General features: G+C 67.8%; 17 protein-coding genes. 7 read left to right on the forward strand and 10 right to left on the reverse strand.

Annotated features, from left to right (window positions below; all coding sequences use genetic code 11):
* Positions 1-104: 104 nt before the first annotated feature.
* A complete protein-coding gene (locus IPG50_17440; protein ID MBK6693970.1) occupies positions 105-1,556 on the forward strand; it encodes a hypothetical protein in 1,452 nt (483 codons plus the stop codon).
* Between the two features lie 16 nt (positions 1,557-1,572).
* Here IPG50_17440 and IPG50_17445 read toward each other — a convergent pair whose 3' ends face one another.
* The 6 genes from IPG50_17445 to IPG50_17470 are packed head-to-tail and all read right to left on the reverse strand — an operon-like array spanning position 1,573 to position 8,333.
* The gene (locus IPG50_17445; protein MBK6693971.1) at positions 1,573-2,310 is read right to left on the reverse strand and encodes a glycosyltransferase family 2 protein; all 738 of its coding nucleotides are present in this window, start codon (positions 2,308-2,310) and stop codon (positions 1,573-1,575) included.
* A 12-nt stretch (positions 2,311-2,322) separates the two neighbouring features.
* Entirely contained in the window at positions 2,323-3,912 is a 1,590-nt protein-coding gene (locus IPG50_17450; GenBank protein ID MBK6693972.1) for an NTP transferase domain-containing protein, read from the reverse strand.
* Positions 3,912-4,877, reverse strand: coding sequence for a class II aldolase/adducin family protein (locus IPG50_17455; protein ID MBK6693973.1), 966 nt, complete (start codon positions 4,875-4,877; stop codon positions 3,912-3,914). Before IPG50_17455 ends, IPG50_17450 begins: the two co-directional genes overlap by 1 nt.
* A complete protein-coding gene (locus IPG50_17460) occupies positions 4,874-5,554 on the reverse strand; it encodes an HAD-IA family hydrolase (GenBank protein ID MBK6693974.1) in 681 nt (226 codons plus the stop codon). The genes IPG50_17455 and IPG50_17460 overlap by 4 nt, the downstream gene beginning before the upstream one ends.
* Positions 5,551-7,764 carry a hypothetical protein gene (locus IPG50_17465; protein MBK6693975.1) on the reverse strand — a complete coding sequence of 738 codons (2,214 nt, stop codon included), beginning with the start codon at positions 7,762-7,764 and terminating at the stop codon, positions 5,551-5,553. Before IPG50_17465 ends, IPG50_17460 begins: the two co-directional genes overlap by 4 nt.
* On the reverse strand, positions 7,740-8,333 hold the full coding sequence (locus tag IPG50_17470) for a hypothetical protein (GenBank protein ID MBK6693976.1): 594 nt from the start codon (positions 8,331-8,333) through the stop codon (positions 7,740-7,742). The genes IPG50_17465 and IPG50_17470 overlap by 25 nt, the downstream gene beginning before the upstream one ends.
* Positions 8,334-8,414: 81 nt before the next feature.
* On the opposite strand from IPG50_17470, the gene IPG50_17475 reads away from it, so the two are divergent.
* Positions 8,415-9,950: a glycosyltransferase family 39 protein gene (locus IPG50_17475; protein MBK6693977.1), complete on the forward strand. Its 1,536-nt coding sequence runs from the start codon at positions 8,415-8,417 to the stop codon at positions 9,948-9,950.
* Positions 9,951-9,978: 28 nt separating this feature from the next.
* Here the strand turns inward: IPG50_17475 and IPG50_17480 are convergent, their stop codons facing one another.
* Positions 9,979-10,536 (reverse strand): hypothetical protein, encoded by a 558-nt coding sequence (locus IPG50_17480; GenBank protein MBK6693978.1) that lies wholly within the window; start codon positions 10,534-10,536, stop codon positions 9,979-9,981.
* 134 nt (positions 10,537-10,670) lie between these two features.
* Positions 10,671-11,585: a transcriptional activator NhaR gene (nhaR, locus tag IPG50_17485; GenBank protein ID MBK6693979.1), complete on the reverse strand. Its 915-nt coding sequence runs from the start codon at positions 11,583-11,585 to the stop codon at positions 10,671-10,673.
* A gap of 105 nt (positions 11,586-11,690) precedes the next feature.
* Between nhaR and IPG50_17490 the strand changes: the two genes are divergently transcribed.
* From IPG50_17490 to IPG50_17510, 5 genes are all read left to right on the forward strand, one after another.
* Positions 11,691-12,356 (forward strand): universal stress protein, encoded by a 666-nt coding sequence (locus IPG50_17490; protein ID MBK6693980.1) that lies wholly within the window; start codon positions 11,691-11,693, stop codon positions 12,354-12,356.
* Complete coding sequence (locus IPG50_17495) at positions 12,340-12,771, forward strand: hypothetical protein (GenBank protein ID MBK6693981.1); 432 nt, start codon at positions 12,340-12,342, stop codon at positions 12,769-12,771. Before IPG50_17490 ends, IPG50_17495 begins: the two co-directional genes overlap by 17 nt.
* A gap of 63 nt (positions 12,772-12,834) precedes the next feature.
* Entirely contained in the window at positions 12,835-13,674 is an 840-nt protein-coding gene (locus IPG50_17500) for a hypothetical protein (protein ID MBK6693982.1), read from the forward strand.
* A gap of 95 nt (positions 13,675-13,769) precedes the next feature.
* Positions 13,770-14,450: a hypothetical protein gene (locus IPG50_17505; GenBank protein ID MBK6693983.1), complete on the forward strand. Its 681-nt coding sequence runs from the start codon at positions 13,770-13,772 to the stop codon at positions 14,448-14,450.
* 121 nt (positions 14,451-14,571) lie between these two features.
* Complete coding sequence (locus IPG50_17510) at positions 14,572-16,782, forward strand: hypothetical protein (protein MBK6693984.1); 2,211 nt, start codon at positions 14,572-14,574, stop codon at positions 16,780-16,782.
* A 67-nt stretch (positions 16,783-16,849) separates the two neighbouring features.
* On the opposite strand, the gene IPG50_17515 is transcribed toward IPG50_17510, so the two are convergent.
* Entirely contained in the window at positions 16,850-18,391 is a 1,542-nt protein-coding gene (locus IPG50_17515; protein MBK6693985.1) for a GMC family oxidoreductase, read from the reverse strand.
* Positions 18,388-18,846 (reverse strand): hypothetical protein, encoded by a 459-nt coding sequence (locus IPG50_17520; GenBank protein ID MBK6693986.1) that lies wholly within the window; start codon positions 18,844-18,846, stop codon positions 18,388-18,390. Before IPG50_17520 ends, IPG50_17515 begins: the two co-directional genes overlap by 4 nt.
* Between the last annotated feature and the right edge of the window lie 12 nt (positions 18,847-18,858).

Below are 18,858 nucleotides of genomic sequence, written 5' to 3' on the forward strand. Positions count from 1 at the left end.
CAGACGTCCGGGGTGAACGACGCGGCGTCCAGCCTCGACAGCGATATTTTCCGCAGTATTTGGGGGTCCCCGGGTCGGCCTGCGCGATGCAGTGGGACGACCTCATGAACCTCGCACGGACCCTCCGCACCTCCGCCTTCGTCACCCTCACGCTCACCGCTCTCGCCTGCGGCGCCGGAGCCGAATCGCCGAGCGACGGGCTGCCTGCCCAGACCGGGCAATACGGCGTCGACGGGGCGAACGCGGACGGCGGCGCTGGGGCGACGGGCCTCGAGAGTGCCCTCGCGCAAGCGGGCTTCACGGTGCAAGCCGGGACCTTCGAGTTCATGGACATGACGGCGTGCTGCCAGACCTCGTGCTCCGGGAACAACCCTTCGAGTCCCTACGCGACGTTCTACGTTCCGCCGGGGCCGGGCCAGAGCGCGCCAAACTCCAAGGTGCGCGCCGATGGAATGTCGGCGGCCTACCGATTGCGCAGCGATGAAGCGATTGTGTACGTCGGCACGACGCCGCCGCAAGCCAGCTACTTCGGCTTCACGCCGTACCTCATGGAACGCACCGATCCGTCGGGCGCAGTGCGCACGCCCTTCGCGAGCCTCTCGGAGACGTTGAACAACCTCGTCATCGGCACCGACGCGGGGGGACCGTTTGAGCGGACCACAGCGGTCATTGCCGCCGCCGACGCGGCGACGACGGATCGCGCCCGCGCAGCGCTCTTGCAGAGCGGCGTCCCCGCGGCTGCCATCAACGTGCTGACCTTCGATCCCACCAAGGGTCACTTCGGCCTCGACGAAACGAGCGACACCTTTGGCGTGCTCTTTCGCATGGCCGTCGTGAAAGACGCCGCGAAGAAGGACGCTTACATCGCCCATCCGCCGGGCTCGGTCTATCGCATCACGCCCAACGCGGCCGACGCCGGCAGCTCGCCTTTGCCGAGCCCCGCGGCGCGCGCCAAGGCGTCGAGCCCGAACGAGGCGCCGCTCCGCCCTGCCGTCAGCCGCCTCGGCGACGCCATCAAGGCCGCGTACCCGGGCTACGACGCGCAGACCGTGCGCGTCGACGAAGGCGTCCCCGACCCCGACGCGTGCATCAACGGCACGGCGGTGTGCGCCGGAGACAACCGCGACACGACCTATCCGGGCACGCCTCCGCGCGTCCTCTTCAAGGACGACGACGACTTCTACGTGGTCTTCGGCGCCAATCACCAAGTCACCGGCAAGACGGCCTATTCGAACGTCAGCGTCTACGCTTTGGAGAAGCTCGTGGGCATCAAGAGCGTCGCGAGCAACGAGTACCCGGGCAGCGCAGCCAAATACGTCCCAAGCGATGCGCAGGTGGGCAAGCTCTACGCCTGGAAGATCGCGCGAAAGTGCAACGGCGAGGCCTTCTGCATGGAGATCCCGAAAGGCGCGTGCCCCACGGGCATCGAAAACGGCGCCCTCGGCAACATCACCTTCCGCACGTACTTGGAGCCGTCGTCAAAGACGGCGCCGGATCCGGCCACGCTCGTGGGCGACCGCGTGCTCGTGTTCAAGAAGAAGGCCGTGGCGCCGTGAGGGGCGCGCTGGCGCGTCACGCGCGCGGGTAGTCGCGTCCACTGCGGAGCGCGTTCATGAAGGTCACGCTGCGGCGGATGTTCTTCATCTTCGACCTCCAGTTGAAGGCCCACTTCGACTCCCCGTGCTCGCGCTCGCCAAAGTGGACGTCGAAGGTGCGAACGTCGAAGCGCGCTTGCTTGGCCACGAACAAGAAGTAGAGGTCGAGCGACAAGTCCACCGGCGGCGCGGTGGCCAGCGTGAGCAGCTGCCGGTGGAACGCCTTGGGCTGACCGTTGATGTCCGCGAGGTGCTGCCCGAGGACAGTCGTCGCCACGACCTCCATCCCGAGGGTGAACAGCTCGTCCTTGAGGGGGCGACTCTTGCGGCGCCCCTTGACGAGCGTTCGGCGAGGCTCCTTGGCTGCCAGCAGGAGGTCGAAGGCTCGAAACACGTCACTCGGCGGCGTCTGACCGTCTGCGTGCGTCCACGCCAGGTATTCACCCTTGGCGGCGCGGAGCCCCGTCATGATGCCGTGACCGTAGCCGACGTTTGGTGACGGCACGGTCACGACGCGGGCAAAGGCGCGGTCTTTGGAGGAGAGCTCGCGCTCGAAGACTTGTGCGCTGTCGTCCGTGCTGCCGTTGTCGACGAGCACAAGCTCCCAGTCGGCGTCTCGCTCATGGAGCGCCTCGAAGCGGGCGATGAGATTGGCGAGGTTCGGAGCCTCGTTGTAGCAAGGCACGATGATCGATTTGTTGATCGAGGCACTCATGAGCGACGCTCCTCACGCCGGGGTCGACGACGCGTCCGCGCCGGCAAACGTCAGGGGGCGCCCCTGCCGGAAGACCTCGTTCCAGTAGTCAAAGGTCTGAAGCTCCTCTGGTGTGCCCCAAGGCACGTACTTATCGACGGTGAAGGCGGCGACGCGTTTGCCAGCCTCGACCATCCGGCGGGCGATGGTGTCGATGTAGAACTCGCCGTTGACGCGGTCGTTGTCCGCGATGAGGGCCGCGAACTCGCGGCGGAACGTCGCGACGTCTTTGAACCAAAACGTGCCCGTCACGACCTGCTGCTCCATGGCGGGCACGCCGTCGACAAGCTTCTTCACCGCGACGCGTTCCACGCGACCGTCGGCTCCCGCCGTTAGCCAGCCGTACATGTGCGGGCGCCACAGCGCCGGCAGGTGGCCCTTCGCCGCAAACACGACGAGGTCGAAGTCTCGCTCCATGGCGGCGAGGCGCTGCTCATCGAAGACGTAGCCTGTGTCGCAGGGTGCGAAGAGCACCGGCTGGTCGTCGGCGACGCCGGCGAGGCCGAGCTCCGCGGTGCACGCCTGCCCTTCCGTGACGCCGTCCAACGGAATGACGCGGGTGTCGCCGTGAAGCCGCTCGACGACGGCCTTGAAGCGCGCGTCCTCCGCGTGCTCGCGAAGCGCTACGAGGATCCTCCTCGAAGGGGTCGGCAGGCACGCAAGCGACTGGGCGATCATCGGCGCGCCGGCGGTCGGGATGAGCGGCTTCGGATCGGGGTAGCCGCGCTCGGCGAAGCGCTGACCGCGCCCCGCCATCGGGATCACGTGGAGCGCCGGTGAGCGCGTCTTGCGCATGGCGTCGTAGAAGCCGTCGAGCCTTCGCATCGCGCGCGCCCAGCCCTCGTAGTCGCGAAGATCTTCTGGCGTCCCCCACTGGTAGAAGTGCTTCAGCGGATACACGCCGACCTTGCCACCCTCCTCGAGGAGCAGCTGCATGGCCATGCTCACGTAGAACTCGTCGTTGACGCGCTCGCCACGAAGGACGAGCTTCTTCGCTGCTTCGAGGAGCGCGCGGCCGCGGCGAAAGTAGTACAGCCCCGACGACGCGTATTCGTTGAATTTGTTGTCGGTGAAGTGGTGCTTCTCGCGGATCTCGAGGACGTTGTCGCCGTCGCTTCGCATGTAGGCGTAGAGCGTGGGCCCCAGCGAGTGCGGGTGGAAGCCTCGGTACCCGCTCATGGCGCCGTCCCACCCCTTAGCGAGCCAGCTCTTCCACGCCTGGTAGTCCCAATCGACGCCGAAGTCGCAGTAGTTGAGGACGACCTCCTCCTCGGGATCGATGTGCTCCTCGCACGCGAGCAGGGTGCGAATGGGACCATCCTTGTGCGGCTCGGTGATCACGACCGGCGCGCTAGGCTTGAGGTGCCGGAGCACATCCAGCACGTTCGTCGTCTTCGCGTGCGTGGCGTTCACGCAAAAGAGGAATCGCTCTTCGCCGGGGAAGCAGTCGACGACCCGTTCAATCATCGCGCGACCGTCAACGGGGATGAGCGGCTTGGGCTCCTTGAAGCCGGCCCTTAGATAGCGGTCGCCGAAGCCCGCCATGGGAACGAAGATCAACATCACCTCTCCTTGAACGAATGACTCAGGCGGTACTTCTCCGCGGGGAGGTCGAGGATGCGCGCCGGCTCGTCGTCCGGCAGGTAATGGGCGAGACCGCGCGCGGAGAGGGCGTCGTCGAGCCAATCGTGGGCGACGGCAACCTCCACGGCGTAGTCGAGTTGCTCACGCCGCCGCGCCACGACGAGGCGGTGGCCCTCGTCGCTCACGAGAACGACGGGCCGCGCGACCTCGCGGAGCGCCCGCTCGGCGGTCGCCGCGCCGATGTCGCTGGTGCGCAGGTGCCCCGCGTAGACGACGGCGTCGGGAAAGAGCGCGCGTCCGTCATGTTGCCTTGGAGCGATGCGCCGCGAGAAGCCACCGGCGAGCGGCGCCACTTCGCCGATGGCGAGGCTCTCGCCGAGGAGCGCGTCGATGTCCGGAAGTGTGCCGCCGATGGCCCGTCGCACCTGTTCGTCGAACGTCTGGGTGGCCTCAATGGCTTCATCGACGGTGTCGGCAAAGGCAATGAGACCGTGCGAGGCGAGCAGCACGAGGCCTCGCGGCGGCTCTTCACCGAAAGTTCGCTCGACGGCCAAAGCGATGCCTCGACCCGGCCTCTCGTAAGCGATTGTCGGGACTTCGAGGCCCCCGAACGGAGCCGTGGCGCACGCGAGGAGCAGCGCCCCCAGCGCGTGCGTGTGGGCCACGACCCGGGGCCCGAGGACGTGAAAATACGTCTCGAGCGACGGCCGCGGGCTCAGGCCAAACACGAGCGCGTCGGCGGCGGCGTCGCCGGCGAGTGCGCGCCGCGCCAGCGGGAGCGGCACGGCCGCGTGGTGCTCCCTGACGGTGCAGAGCCGCACCCCGCTCGCTTTCACGAAGAGCGTGTCCGTGTCCTTGATGGAAACGTTGCCACCGGGTCCTTGCACCCAACGCATGGCGCCGAGGCCAGACCCTAGCGCGTGGAGTTCACGCTCCACGCTCATGGCGCGACTCCAAGTTGATGGGCGATGGCTTCCAGGCTCTCGCCCTGGCCGTTGCCGGTATCGACCCGAAAGTATCGAATGCCAAGCGCGCGTGCACCGCCGCCGTCCTTCTCCTCGTGGTCACCGACCATGACGCACGACGCCGGGGGCACGTCGCCGATGCGATGCAACGCGAGCTGAAAGATCTCTGGCCGCGGCTTGTCTTCCGGGACCTCTTCGCTGGCGACGAGCGCGTGCACGTACGGCATCAGGCCGAAGTGCTCGAGCTTCCAAAGCTGCACCTCGAGCACCAGGTCGGTGACGACGGCGACCTTGCCGCCACGCTTCGCTACGCCCGACAAGAGCTCGAGGGCGAAGGGCCGCAGCGTCGCCCCGGCGAGAAACGCGCTCCAATAGCGTCGGTCCCAGCGGCGCACCGACGCCAGAAGGTCGACGCGACCGGCCCGATGAACGAGCTCGTGGAAGTAGAGGAGCCGCGCGTGGGCCGCGGCCCTTTGGCCCAGGCGCCCCTTCACAGCATCGCGCGCGTCCGCGTAGGCCCTGGCGACGCTCGAAGGAGTCCAATCAAGCTCACGGGCGGCCTCTGCAAAGGCAGCCGCCTCCGCCGCCTCGGCCGACGGCGCGTACGCGTACAGCGTGTCGTCGAGATCGACGAGGAGGTGAGCCGGTGAGATCACGCCGCCTCCGCGCGCGACTCGTGGCTACGCGCGCGAACGCTGATGGCGTGGAGCACGACGAGCTGGGCCACGCCGCGCCCGCCCGGTTGCCACGCCGAGGGGTTGGCGACGAGCTCGTCTAGGTTGGGAATGAGCGAGGTCGCCAGGAGGACAAGCGCCGCCTCCGACACGGTTCCTTCGACGGAGAGGGTGTCGCGGAGGAGGGCGTCGTCGGCGGACCACTTCACCGAGAGCGTCGGGACCGCCGACAGCGCGTCGAGGAGCGACATCGGGTCGAGGGTGTTTTGAAGCTCGATCTCGAGGTTGACGGCGGCGACGTCGGCGGCGGCGCCTTTGTGTCGCAAGGTCAGGTCGGCGTAGCGCTTCTGCGGTTGCACGTATTTCACCGAGTCCGACATGCGGCGCTCGATCTGCTCGGCCACCTGCTCCGCGGTGTAGCCGCGCTTCTCGACATCCCGCGCCGTCTTCCAGCTACGGCGCAAGGCCTCGTCCGTGTCGACGAAGATCTTGAGGTGCAAGAGCTGTCGTTGCGACGCGAGGTAGAACGGGTGCAAGCCCACGATGCCCACGAACTCCGTCGGATGAAGGAGGATCGGCGCCGTAAATTTCCCCGCGTCGTGGTCGTAGTGCGGCTTGCGAACGGCGTGGCCGCGCCGGAGCGCCGCGAGCGCTTCGCGCTGTTGGAGCAGGCGGTTTCCTCGCGGGTCGAGGTGCGTGTATTGACGCCACATCGCGTGGCCGCGCTCCCAGCGATGATCGTCGTCGCCATTGACGATGGACAGTTGGGGTCCCATCACGGCGACCACGTCGGCACCGATCGTGTGCTTGCCGGCGCCGCTGTCGCCACCAATGCCGATCATGAAGCTCTCTTCGCGGAAGCTGTAAATCGCGTTCGAGCGCACGCCTTTTCGGTACATCTCGAGGCCCGTCAACGCCGTCGCAGAGAACAGACCGGTCCACGCGATGCTCGCCGCATGCCCCGTCGCGAGCATCGGCATCGCCGACGCGAGCCTCGCGGCCGCACGCCCGCCAAAGCCCTCGCCGGCGACGGGATCGATGGCCTCAAGGAACGTCGCCGTGTCGGCGACGAAGAAGTACACCAGGTAAGTCGCGGCGAGCACCAAGAGCGCGTAGCGCCCGGTGCGGGCAAAGCGCGCGGCCAAGTAGGCGATGAACGGGATCGACCAGATGAACCAGCCGGGCTGCGGCGGCACCATCGCGACGAGCGCCACGTACAGGGCGCCGACGAACATCAGGGTCAGCTCGCGGTTGACCTTGCGGTAGCTCGCGAACCGAAAGAGCGCGACCATGATCGCACTGGGTGCAAGATACAACGACAGCCCCGGCACGCCGTAGGCGACGGAGACGGCCCAAATCTTCTTCGCCTCGGTGCCCCCCAAGACCATGGTTCGAAACGCCGGTGACGCCAGCGGCGCGGCGTACAGGAGCGCCGTCGTGACGACCGTGAGCGCGGCGAAGGTCACCCACTTTCCTGGCGCGTGGCGCTGGCGGTAGAGGTAGACGACCGCGAACGGCAGCGCGATGAGGAGGTGTCCCTTCGTCGCCAAGGCGAGACCGAAGACCACGCCGGCCCAGACGACGCGCAGGGAGAAGGCGAAATACAGCGCGATGCAGAGCAGCGCCGTGGGGATGAGGTCGAGCTGGCCGTGAACGTAGGTCGCGTACAGGACGATGGGGTTCAGCCAGTAGAGAACCACGACGTCGCGCGCGTGGATGCGGAGCCACCGAACGAGCAAGACGCAGATGGCCACGTCGGCGGCCAAGAGCGGCAGTCGCAACAAGAGGAGCGAGAGGTGGCCGCTCGGGTCGAAGGAAACGACCGCGGCCGGCAGGTAAGGCACCGACAGGATCCCCAACATGGCTGGGCCGTAGGGAAACGCGAGCGGCTCGCCGCGCGCCAGCGACGCCTCCCACGGGTTGGCGAAGCGGCCGTGCACGAAGTGGTAGACGAAGGGGCCGAACCAGCGCGTCGCGAAGTGGGAGCCAAAGAGGGTCGCGAGGCAGACCTTGAGAGCGACGCCAACCCAGAAGATGCGCAGCTCGCCCAACATGCGAAGGGCGCCGCCGATCTCGCCGGTTCGCGGGTCGACGCCAGGAACGTCACCAAGCTCGAACGTCGGTGCCGCCGAGTCCGCGGTCTGAGGAGCGAGGTCGGCGGCCACCATCAGCGCGCCGGGTCCCCGGTCCAAAGCTCAGGCTTCTTCGTGCACGCGGCGTCGTAGCGCAGGCCCGTGAGCGAGCCCTTCAAGCGAGCGTGGGTGGCGGCGTCGTGGCCCTGAAGCTCGGGGCTTACGAGGCAAATGCGGAAGTGAGCTTCGAGCTCGCGCCATGGGCCTGCGGCGGTGGGAAATTGCGTGAAGCAATCGACCCAGACCCAATTGGCCTTGCCGCGCCACGCGAGCACGGCTTCGACCGGCTCCACCTCCGAGTACCGAACCGCGAGGCGTCGCTCACCGGCGCGCGCGAGCTTCATGGCGGCCGGCACCGAGCAGTCGAGGAAGAAGTAGTCGTCGATGCCGCTTTCCGCGGCGAGGCGTGACACGCGCTCTTCGACGCCTTCGCATTTCACGTTGAAGATGCACGGCCGGCGACCGATGCGCGGGAAAAATTCCTCGATCGTGGGTCCGTCGGTGAAAGGATCGTGGGTCACGATGACCCGGTCGCCGTCGGAGCGGAGGTCAAACTCGATGCCCCAGTCCGCGTCGAGCGCCCCCAAGGCGGCCACGTCGTTGACGCGATGCTTGTAAATGCGGAGCATGCGGGCCGGTGGTATAGCCGCGGCGCGTAGGCGGCGCAACGAAGCGATGGTCCGGTGTTAGCGCGGCTAAAGGCTCGGTATTTGGACGCAATTTGGTGCGTCCTCGGCGTCGCGTTGGGGTGCGCGTCCTTGCTGTATCCCTTCGGCCGAGACCAGGGCCTCTACTACTACGTGGCGCGCGAGTGGATGCTCCGAGGCTCCATTCCTTACCGCGACGTCCTCGATCACAAGACGCCGGGCATCTACCTCCTCTACGCGCTCGGCGTTCGCCTCTTTGGCGAGGTGATGTGGCCGATTCGCGTCTTCGACCTGGTGTGCGTGGCGCTGCTCGGCTTCTTCGCCGCGCGAGTGGCGACGAGGCGCGGCGTGGCGACACGGCCGGGGCTGGTGGGAGCCTCGATCTTCTTCCTCAGCGTCCTCTACTACGGACACCTCGACTACTGGAACACGGCGCAGAGCGAGCTCTGGTATTCGATGCTCGGCGTGGGCGCCGTCTGGGCCGCCCTCCACGTTCGGCGCGCCGGCCTCGGACAGTTCCTGACGGGAGCGTTCGCTGGCGCGGCCCTCTTGATGAAGCCGCCGGCGATGTGGCTCGTGGTCGTTGCCATGGGCGTTCTCCTTCGGGATGTTCTCGCGACGCGCGAGGCTCGTTCGAAGCGCATCGTGATGGGGGCGCTGCGCGTTGGCGCCGGTGCGATGCTCGTGCCAGCGCCGGTGCTCGCCTATTTCGCCTCGAAGGCGGCCATCGGCCCGATGCTCGACATCGTGGTGGGCGCAAACAACTACTACGTCACGCACGAGGTGGGGATCCGCTCGCCGCTCGAAGTGTTCGTCAAGATCGCGGAGTACTCGTGGGTATACCTCCCGATCTTCGCAGGACTCGCGCTGGCGCTGGTCGCGCAGCGGCCGCGGGGCGACGCAGCCAAGCGCGACGAACTGCGCCTTGTGCTCTTCATGCTGCTCGCGGGCCTCTTGGCCGTGTGGATGCAGAAGAAGTTCTACCTCCTTCACTGGACGGTCCTCCTCGGCCCACTCACGGCCACCTTCGCGCTGGCGCTCCGATGGGCGCTGGACGCGAGGCGCCCATCATCGCTCAAGGTGCATGCTGCCTGCCTCGCCGCCGTGGTCATCCTCCACTGGGGGAGCACGTTCACGGCCGGCGGCTTCGGCATGTGGCGAGCTGGCGCGGAAGCCGCCTTGAAGCGTTACCGCGGCCAGTCGACGGCGCTGGAGTTTGGCGCGGCCTTCGCCAGCCCCGCCGTCGGCTTCTGGTTCGACCACAGCCAACGCGTCGGCGACTATTTGCGAGAGCACACAAGCGCCGACGACTTCGTGGCCGTGCGCGGCTTTCAGCCGGAGATCTACGCCGTGGCGCAACGCCGGCACGGCGGCCGATTCTTTTGGACGACCTTCCTTGTCAATCCGGCACGCGCTTACCGTCGCGCCGAGTGGCTCGCGGAAGACCTGCAAGCGCTCGAAGCACGCCCGCCCAAATACGTGGTCGCGCTCACGGAGATCAAGGAAGGCCCCGACTCGCCGGGGTATTTCCTTCCCCTTGGCTACGCCGTCGAGGTCGTGATGGGGGAGTTCACGCTGCTCCGACGGCGAGGCCAGTAGCGGCTTCAATCGCCCCCTCCTTACACGCTCAGCGCGCCGGGACGCACGCGGTGTACGGCGAGAGGTTGCACTCCCAGCCGCTCTCGGGGCAGTCGGCGGCCTTGGTGCACTGACGCGTGCAGAACGCAATCTTCGTCCCGTTGCTGGCGGTGAGCTTGAGGCACTTGCCGTCGACGCACTCGTCGCTCGAAGAGCAGTCCTCGCCAAGCTTCTTGCTCCCCGCGGGCGGCTGAGACGACGACGAGCTGGAGGACGAGCTCGACGACGACGCGGAGGGCGACGCTGCCGTTCCGCACGGCGACGCGAGCGGCGAAAGGGAGCTCGTATCGAGGTCGTCGTCGGGCGGGTTGCCGGTGCCCGTGCCGGGCTTCCCGGTGCCGGTTCCAGTGCCGGTTCCCGTTCCAGTCCCGGACCCCGTCTTGCCGGTTCCAGTGCCAGTCGCCGTGCCCGGCTTCTTGTCGTTCGACGTGTCGTCGGAGCAGCCGGTGTTCGATTGCGTCGTGGTGCCGGTACCGCCTCCGCCACCGCTGCAAGCAATGAGGATCGCAGACGAGAGGGCAAAAACGGCGGGGACAATGGCGCGCATAGGAAGCTCCTTGAGGCGGAAGTTTTTCGACTTCGGTTTGGCGCGAAGACGGCTGGCCCCGGCGACCGTCGCAAAGAAAATGACTCCGAGGCCCAAAAGGCTGCTTTTCGCGGCGCGCCGCCGAAGGCTCCCGCCTAGCCAGGCCGGCCCGCGAAGATTTTGTTGCGGGCCACCTCGCAGATCGCCGCCACGGCCGGGTGCTTGATCTTCCGCTCGATGGAGATCGCGAAGAAGCTCTGACGAATCGCCTTGGTCCGTCCCACGACGGCGAGGTTGTAGCGGCGCCGAAACTCCCGCTCCACCACGTCGGGCGCCGCGCAAATGCCGAGGCCCGCCTCCGCGAAGACCATCGCCAAGGCCGCGTCGTCGAGCTCGGCGACCACGCGCGGCCGCACCGCCTGCGTGTCGAACCACTCGTCGAGGGAGCGCCGCAGGGTCGAGTGCCCGCTGGGCAAGAGGAACGGCGCCGCATCGAGGGAACGAGGGAACCTCGCGCGGTGCGCCTTCGCGACGCTCGGCGACGCGAGGAACACGACGCCGCAGTCGCCGAGCGGGTGGCTGAAGGTTCGTACCGGCGTGCTCGAACCGGCCGGCGCGTCGGCGAGCACCACGTCGACTGTGTGGGCTGCGAGTTCGCGGATGAACGCGGCCGTCGGGCGGTTCTCACGGCAGACGACGCGCACCGGCTCGCCCAAACCAAAGGCTGGCTCGAGGATCCGATGGACCAGCGACTTCGCGAGGACGTCCGACACGCCGACGACGAGCCTCAGCGGCTGGCCCGTCGACCGGCCTTGGAGCTCGTCCATGAGCTCCCCGCCGAGCGAGAAGATCTCCTCGGCGTAGCGGAACGCCGTGCGCCCGTCGTCGGTGAGGACGAGGTTCCTTCCCTTCCGCGCGAAGAGCTTCTTGCCGAGCGTGGCCTCGAGTCGATGGATCTGCCCGCTGACGGTCGGGTGCGCGAGCCGCAAGCGAACGCTCGCCTTCGTCACGCTGCCTTCTTTCGCGACGACCCAGAAGTAGAGCAGGTGGTGGTAGTTCAGCCATTCCATGGCCATCAACATGTCGGTTTTTTCGACGTGTTGCGAGCATTCTTCCTTCTGTTCGACGTCTTATCAGGTCGCTACGGTTTGGGTCATGAAGGGGAATTGTCGATCATGAGCCCCGCACCGAAAACGCCACGGCAGCTCTCGAAGATCCTGGTCCCGACGGACTTCTCCCCGTCGTCGGACGCGGCCGTCGACTACGCGACGTTTCTGGCGGAGCGTTTCGGGGCCTCCGTCGACGTCCTCTACGTATGGAACGCGCGCGCCGAGAGCGTACGCGGCGCGCGCGCGATCTTCTCCGGCGACTCGGTCTCCGGTCGCGCCATGGCCGCGTGCGTTCGCGACGGGGCGCGCGCGGGCGTCAAGCTCCGCGGTCGCTTCGAGTTCGGCGAGCTGTCACCGACCATCGGAAGCGTCGCCGAGAGCGGCGCCTTCGACCTGATCGTCATGGGCCTGCACGAAAACGGGCGCCTGGCGCACTTCTTTGGCGGCGACGTTGCACGGGAGGTGGCGCGCATCGCGACATGCCCCGTCATCACCGTACGCGGGGACCTCGCGGGGCCAATGCCTCGTGAAGCGCCCTTCGCTCCTTGGACCGAGCTTGCTGTGGGCTACGGCCCGACGAAGGAGGCCCTCTATGGAACCGCTGGACAAAGAGACCGTCCCTCTCGAGGCGACGCTGCCGCCCTTTCTCCCCTCGCCCACGACGGGCCTGTGCGAGGCGAGCTCGTCTCAGGCGGGCCCGCCGCCTTTGCCGACGATGGGCGAGGTCCGTGACCGCGTCCTCGCCATGCATCGCGAGCTCCGGTGCGAGTTGGCAGAGGTCCAACGTTGGGCGCGGGGCGCGGCCGTTGCTCCGGCAGAGGTCCCGGAGCTCCGCGCTCGCTTGCGCGCCCTTCTCCTCGACTTCCGCGTCGTCCTCGACGCCGAGGAAGAGCTGCTCGCGCCGGTGCTCCTTGGGCTGGACGATTGGGGCCCTTTGCGGGTCCTCGAGCTGCACGAGCAGCACGAGGTCCAGCGCGGGCTTGTGGAGTCGATCCTCGTCAGGGCCGCGAACATGGGAAGCGCACACGCGCTCACCGTCGAGACGGATCGGCTCATGCTCGGGCTCTTTCGGCAAGGCGAAGAGGGCAACCTGAGAGAGGCCTTGCTTCACGACGACTTGGTCCTCGTCGACCAATCCAGCGGCTGAGCGGGAGAGTCCTCGCGATCCCGCGAGGTCGACGCAGGTCAGGCCTCGGACTACGCTTCCGGGATGCGCTCGGCGCTCCTCGGGTTGTTCTGCCTTGGCTGCGGCGCCGCCAGCGTCGCCGAGGCGCCGTCTCCGAACGCGGCGGGCGGCAGCGACGACGGCGGTGGCGCGAGCGCGAGCGCCGAGGGGGGCGCTGACGTGGGCGGAGCCGTTGACGCAAACCCGCCGCCGCCCGACCTCCGCGTTCTGTTCATCGGCAACAGTTACACCTTCGTGAACGACCTGCCGAAGGAGCTCTCTGCTCTGGCGGCTACGCCCGGCGCGGCACCCCGCATCACGACTCAAATGATCGCGCCGGGCGGCGCCACGCTCGCCAGCCATTGGAACGGCGCCGAGGCGCAAGCCGCCATCGCCAAGGGCGGATTCTCTCACGTGGTCATGCAAGGTCAGAGCGTCGAGCCGCTGCTTCAACCGACGGTCTTCGAGGACTACGCGCTCAAGTTTGGAGCCGCGGCGACCGCCGCGGGGGCCGCGCCGGCCTACTTTCAGACTTGGGCCCGGGCCCCCGGCGACGCGGTCTACGCCGAGAAGTGGTCCGGCGGCACCCCCTCCGCGATGCAAGACGGACTGTCATCCGAGTACCAAAAGATGGCCTCGGCCTCCAAAGGCGTCTTGGTCAAGGTCGGCGAGGCCTGGCGCGTGGCGCTGCGCGATCACCCGAGCATCGCGCTCCACCAAAGCGACGGCTCGCACCCGAGCGCGGCGGGGACGTTGCTTGCGGTTTACACGTTCTACACGGCGCTCACGGGACGTGACGTGCCGAGGGCGGCGGCCGTTCCTCTTGGTGTCGCGCCCGCCGATGCGAGCGCGCTTCGCGCCGTGGCCGAATCCGTGGCGCGCTAAGCGAAGGCGAGGCGGCGTACGAAGGCGCGCCGGGAGACGCGCCGCGGCCGCTTCGCTGCTGCGCGGTGCCGCGAGCTGAGCTACCTTCCGTCCGAATGACGCGGACGCCGCTGCTCATTGGGTCTGCCCTCCTTGCCCTGATCTCGACGGGGTGCGACCGGCTCCGGAGCCTCGCTTCCGCCGCCGATGCCGGCGCGGCAGCCGATGCCGCGGTTGCCACGGGGCCCACGCCGACGCTCACCCAGCCAACGCCCGTGGTTGACACGGTCGCCATCGCCCGCGACGGCTTCTGCGAAGCGACCGTCGAGGGCAGCCTGACGGGCACGAGCAAGGTGCCGGGCGGTCGCTTCACTTTTGGGAGCGATTACTTCATGAGCGAAGAAGAGCTCTCCAAAGCCCTGCCGCTCACGGGGGGCGCCGCTGCCGCGAAGCGGGACCCGCGCATCTACATCTTCATCCTGAATTGCAAAGCAGGGCCCTTGAGCATCAACTTCGGCGCTGGCGCTGGCTCTACGTACAAGGACATCCCCTTCAAACCGGGAAAGTACAAGATGGGCAACGAGCGCGGCAAGGTGACGGCCCTGCTCACCGCTGACAAGTCGTTCTTCAAGATCACGACCGGCGAGTTCGAGTTTACGAAGTTCGACAAGACCGGCGCGAAGGGCTCGTTCCGCTTCGAGGCCGCGGGCCAGTTGGGTACGCCTGGCAAAATCAAAGTGGCCGGCACGTTTGACTTGGGGTGCCCGTTCCCCGACGTCGCGATGTGCAAGAAGTAGCGACGCCCTTCGCGAGGGCATGCAGCACGTCCCGCGGCCGACACGCGATGTGACCCACGCGCGCACCTGATCAGTCCGGCGAACTCCTAGCGTTCCCGCGTCGGTCGGTTATCGTCCGACTATGCGGCTGCCTCTCGTTCGCCTTGGCGTCACTGGACTGCTGCTGACCTTGTGCTTCGCCGCGTGCGGCGCCGACGGCGGCACCGAAGCAGACCCGGCGGCCGACCGCGACGCCAGCACGTCGTTCGCCGACGCTTCGAGCTGCGCCGCAACCTGCGGCGGCGAGTGCTGCACGAAGGATGAGTTTTGCGCGCTGGGAGCGCGATGCGCACCGGTCCAGAAGCCGTGCTCAACGGCCGACGACTGCTGGTTCGACAGCTACTGCGCCGGTGGCATTTGCACGCCGTACGAGCTCCCTCCCGCAAAGACGCACGATGAAAGCTGCAAGGTCACCATCGACGTCAAGGCCATCGTGCCAGCGGTGCAGTGCCGATGGACGGGCCCTCCGCCCGGCGACGCCCATCCCGATCACGTGCACGCCATGGCGACGCCGGTCGTCGTCGACTTCGACTTCGACGGCGACCCCGAGACCCTCTCCCCGTCGATCGCTTTCCCAACCTTCCCAACGGCCGGCACCTACCACGGTCCCGGCGTCTTGCGGATCGTGCGCGGCGCCGACTGCGTGCAACAGGACAGCCTCGACGACCCCGCCGATGCGGTGATGGCGCCCTCCTCGGTTGCCGTCGGCGACCTCGACGGCGACGGCCGCGCGGAGGTCGTCGCCATGGCTCACGGCGGAGGCCTCATCGCCTTCAAGCTCGATGTCGCCACGAAGAAGTTCCGCCGCCTCTGGCGCTCGGGCACGTGCGCGGGAGGCGTGCCCCCGGCGACGCCCGATCAAACCGGCGGCGACAACAAGTGGAGCGGGCCTTCGATCCACGATCTCGACGACGACGGCACGCCCGAGCTCATCCTCGGCGCCACGGTCTACGGCGCCAACGGATGCATTCGCTCGAACGCCCTCGGCTTCCCCGCTTACAGCGCCGGCTACGTGCCGGTCATCGCCGACATCGACGAAGACGGGAAGATGGAGCTCGTCCAAGGAGGCTCGATCCACGAGTGGGTTGGCGGCGCGTGGGTCGCCGAGAGCTACTTCACCGCGAGCCCTCCCGCCGGTCAGGTGGCTGTCGCAGACCTGGGCAACTTCCCTCTGGCGTCGCAGGGCGGCAAGGACCGCGCGGAGATCGTCGTGGTGTCTTCCGGCGCGATGCGCGTCCAAACGCTCGAGGGCACGATCGTGTTCGGCCCCATCGCCATCCCCGGTGGCGGCACCGGCGGCGCGCCGACCATCGCGGATTTCGACGGCGACGGCCGACGGGAGTTTGCCACGGCCGGTGGGGCCCAATACGTGGTCTTCGACTTTGACTGCCTCGCCGGCGGCGATCCCGCGAAGTGCGGCGGCAAGGCGAAGACCGACGGAATCCTGTTCGCCCAGCCGTCGCAGGATCTGAGCTCGAACGTGACCGGCTCGAGCGTCTTCGACTTCGACGCGAACGGCTCTGCTGAGGCCGTCTATGCCGACGAGTGTTTCCTCCGCATCTACGAGGGTGCGACCGGCAAGGTGCTCTACAGCGCAGCGCGCTCAAGCGGCACCACTTACGAAAACCCCGTTATCGTGGACGCCGACGGCGACTACCGCACCGAGATCGTCGCCGCCGTCAACGACTACAACGACCGCAGCTGCCCTGCGACAGACCCGCTCTTCCCGAGCGCCACGTTCACGGCGGGCCACGGCATCGTCGTCCTCCGCGATGAGAAGGACCGATGGGCCCCGTCGCGCCCCGTGTGGAACCAGCACGCCTACGCCGTCACGCACGTCGGCGATCGCGGCGAGACGCCCAGGACCAGCCAGGTCAAGGTCAATTGGCGCGAGCCTTCGCTGAACAACTTCCGTCAAAACGTGCAGGGCGGGCTCGACGCTTTCGGTCAGCCCGATCTTACCGCCGGCGGCGACGTGGGCGCGGTGCGCTGCGAAGGAACCGTGGCGTCGATGGAAGCGCGCGTCTGCAACCGGGGAACGCTACCCATGGTGAGCGGAACGGAGGTCGCTTTCTACGAGGGCAGCGTCCAAGGCGCGGTCCTCTGCACCACCCCCGTGCCGCGCGTCTTGGGCGTAGGTGAGTGCCAGGTCGTCTCGTGCAAGGCCGACCTCGGCGGTCGCACCGTCGACGTCTTCGTGCTGGTCGACCCGAAGGGCTTGGCGAGCGAGTGTCACGAGAACAACAACAGCGCGATCTACCGCGGCGTCGCGTGCGGGCTTGTGCCTCGCTGAGCGAGCTGGCCAGCGACGGGCAGCCACCGCCCCCGCCGGCTCGTGGCAGACGGTCCCTTTCTCAGCCCTAGTTCGCCCGCCGCGCAAGCCTTCGCCAGTCGGCGCCGATCCCGCGCGCGATGCGCCGGGCCATCGCCATGATCGGTAGCTGCGAGTTCACGCCTATGCTTGTTGGGAGGACGCTGCCGTCGGCGACGAAGAGGTTGTCCACTTGCCAGGCCTCGCCGCTCGGGCGAACGACGCCGTGGTCCTCGGTGGCGCTCATCTTGGCCGAGCCGAGCGGATGAAACGACATGCACTCGACGAGCCGCGCCGAAGGCGGATGGGTCTCGAGACGCTCCAGCTCCCTCGGATCCCGGACCGGCTCGATGCCGAAGATCGGGAGCAGCACCTCCTTGGCGCCGCCGGCGAAAGCGATCTCTGCAAGCAAGCGAATGCCCCGAAAGAGGCGGGCCCGATCGCGTGCCGACATGCGGTAGGTCACGAGAGGCTCGCGCCCGAGGAAGCGAAACACGGCGCCGCCCGGATCGTCGTGCACCATGCCGCCGAAGACACCAAGATGCGGAAGACGCTCCGCGAGGCGGCGATGCGACGCGCCGACGCCAGGAAAAGCCGCCGCGAGGATGTTCGGCGCGCTCGCCGCCGAGACGAAGGTGAGGCCATCGCTAGCGAAGTGATCGCTGTAAACGCTCTGCAGCGCCCCGTCCCAGTGCTCGATGCGCTCGTCCCAAAGCGCGCCCACGCGAAACGCGGGGTGGAGCGTCATGTGACGACCCACGTGCTTCGAGTCGACGCCGCTGTTTCGAAGGAGCGGCGGCGTGTGCATCGCGCCGGCGGCGACCACCACGACCTTCGCGCGCACGACGAAGGGCACCGCCGGGTGGCCTGGCTCGCCGCTCTGAAAGCGGCCGCGCGCGCCGATGGCGCGGCCACCGGCGACCTCCACCTTGTCGACGAGCGCATCGGCGTAGAGGCGCGCGCCGCGTTCGAAGGCGTCGGGCAGGTAGGTGAGGTCGACGCTCAGCTTCGCGCCGTGCGGGCAACCAAAGTTGCAGCGGGACTCGCCGCGACAGCCGCTGGTGTTGCGGCGAAGCGGCTTCATGAAAACGCCGAGGCTTCGCGCGCCTTCGACGAAGAGCTCCGTGCCTCGGGGCCTCATGTGAGCCGGCACCTCGTCGACGTGAATGCGTGCTTCCACCGACGAGAAGTGCTCGTCGAAGGACGCCTCGGTGAGCTCCGTCAGCCCGAGTCGGGTGCGCCAGTCGTGCGTCACCTCATCGGGGATGCGAAAGCAGACGCCGCCGGTCATGAGGCTCGAGCCGCCGACGCAGCGCCCCGAGAGCGTCGAGATGAGCGGCGTCTCGCCGAGGCCCTTGGCGATGGCTAAGCCGGCGTCGCGAGCGATGCGCCGAAAGGATTGGAGCGGCGGAAGGCGACCGTATTCGGACGCTGGCACGTGAGGTCCCTCTTCGAGAATGACGACGTCGAGGCCCGCTTTCGCGAGCTCAGCGGCCGCCACTGCGCCGCCGGCGCCGGAGCCGATGACGAGGACATCGCAGTGATCGTAGATGGCCTTGCCCACGTGGCGGCCTTGGACCACCGAGCTCATGGCGAGCCTTCTTTGCGCGAAGGTGCGGGCGGTGCCGCCTTTGCGCCGAGCGCCAAGTAGCGAAGGCGGCTCGAGCGATAGCCGATGCGCTCGAGCTCGCCGGGGAGCTCATAGAACGTGATGATGACGAGCGTCTTGATGGCGACGATGAGCAACGACCAGCGCGGTGAGCGCTCCGTCTTCTCCAAGAAGCGCGCGCGCTCCTCCGCCGACAGCGACTCGACGAGCGCGAAGGTACCGACCACGAAGAGGGGCAAGACGCGGAGCACGTCGACGAGGAGCACGAGGCCGAGACGTGTGAGCGGCGCGGCCGCTGCGACGTGAGCGTCGACGTTAACGACGGTCCTTTGGACGGTAGCGGGCGACGTGGCTTCGGCGCCGACGAGCCCTTCGGTGAGCGCGCGAAGGGCCGGCCACTGGGCGTCGCGGAAGGCCACGAGGGGAGGCTCAGCCATGACGAGCGCCAG

This window comes from Myxococcales bacterium, from assembly GCA_016703425.1.
GTDB lineage: Bacteria > Myxococcota_A > Polyangia > Polyangiales > Polyangiaceae > JADJCA01.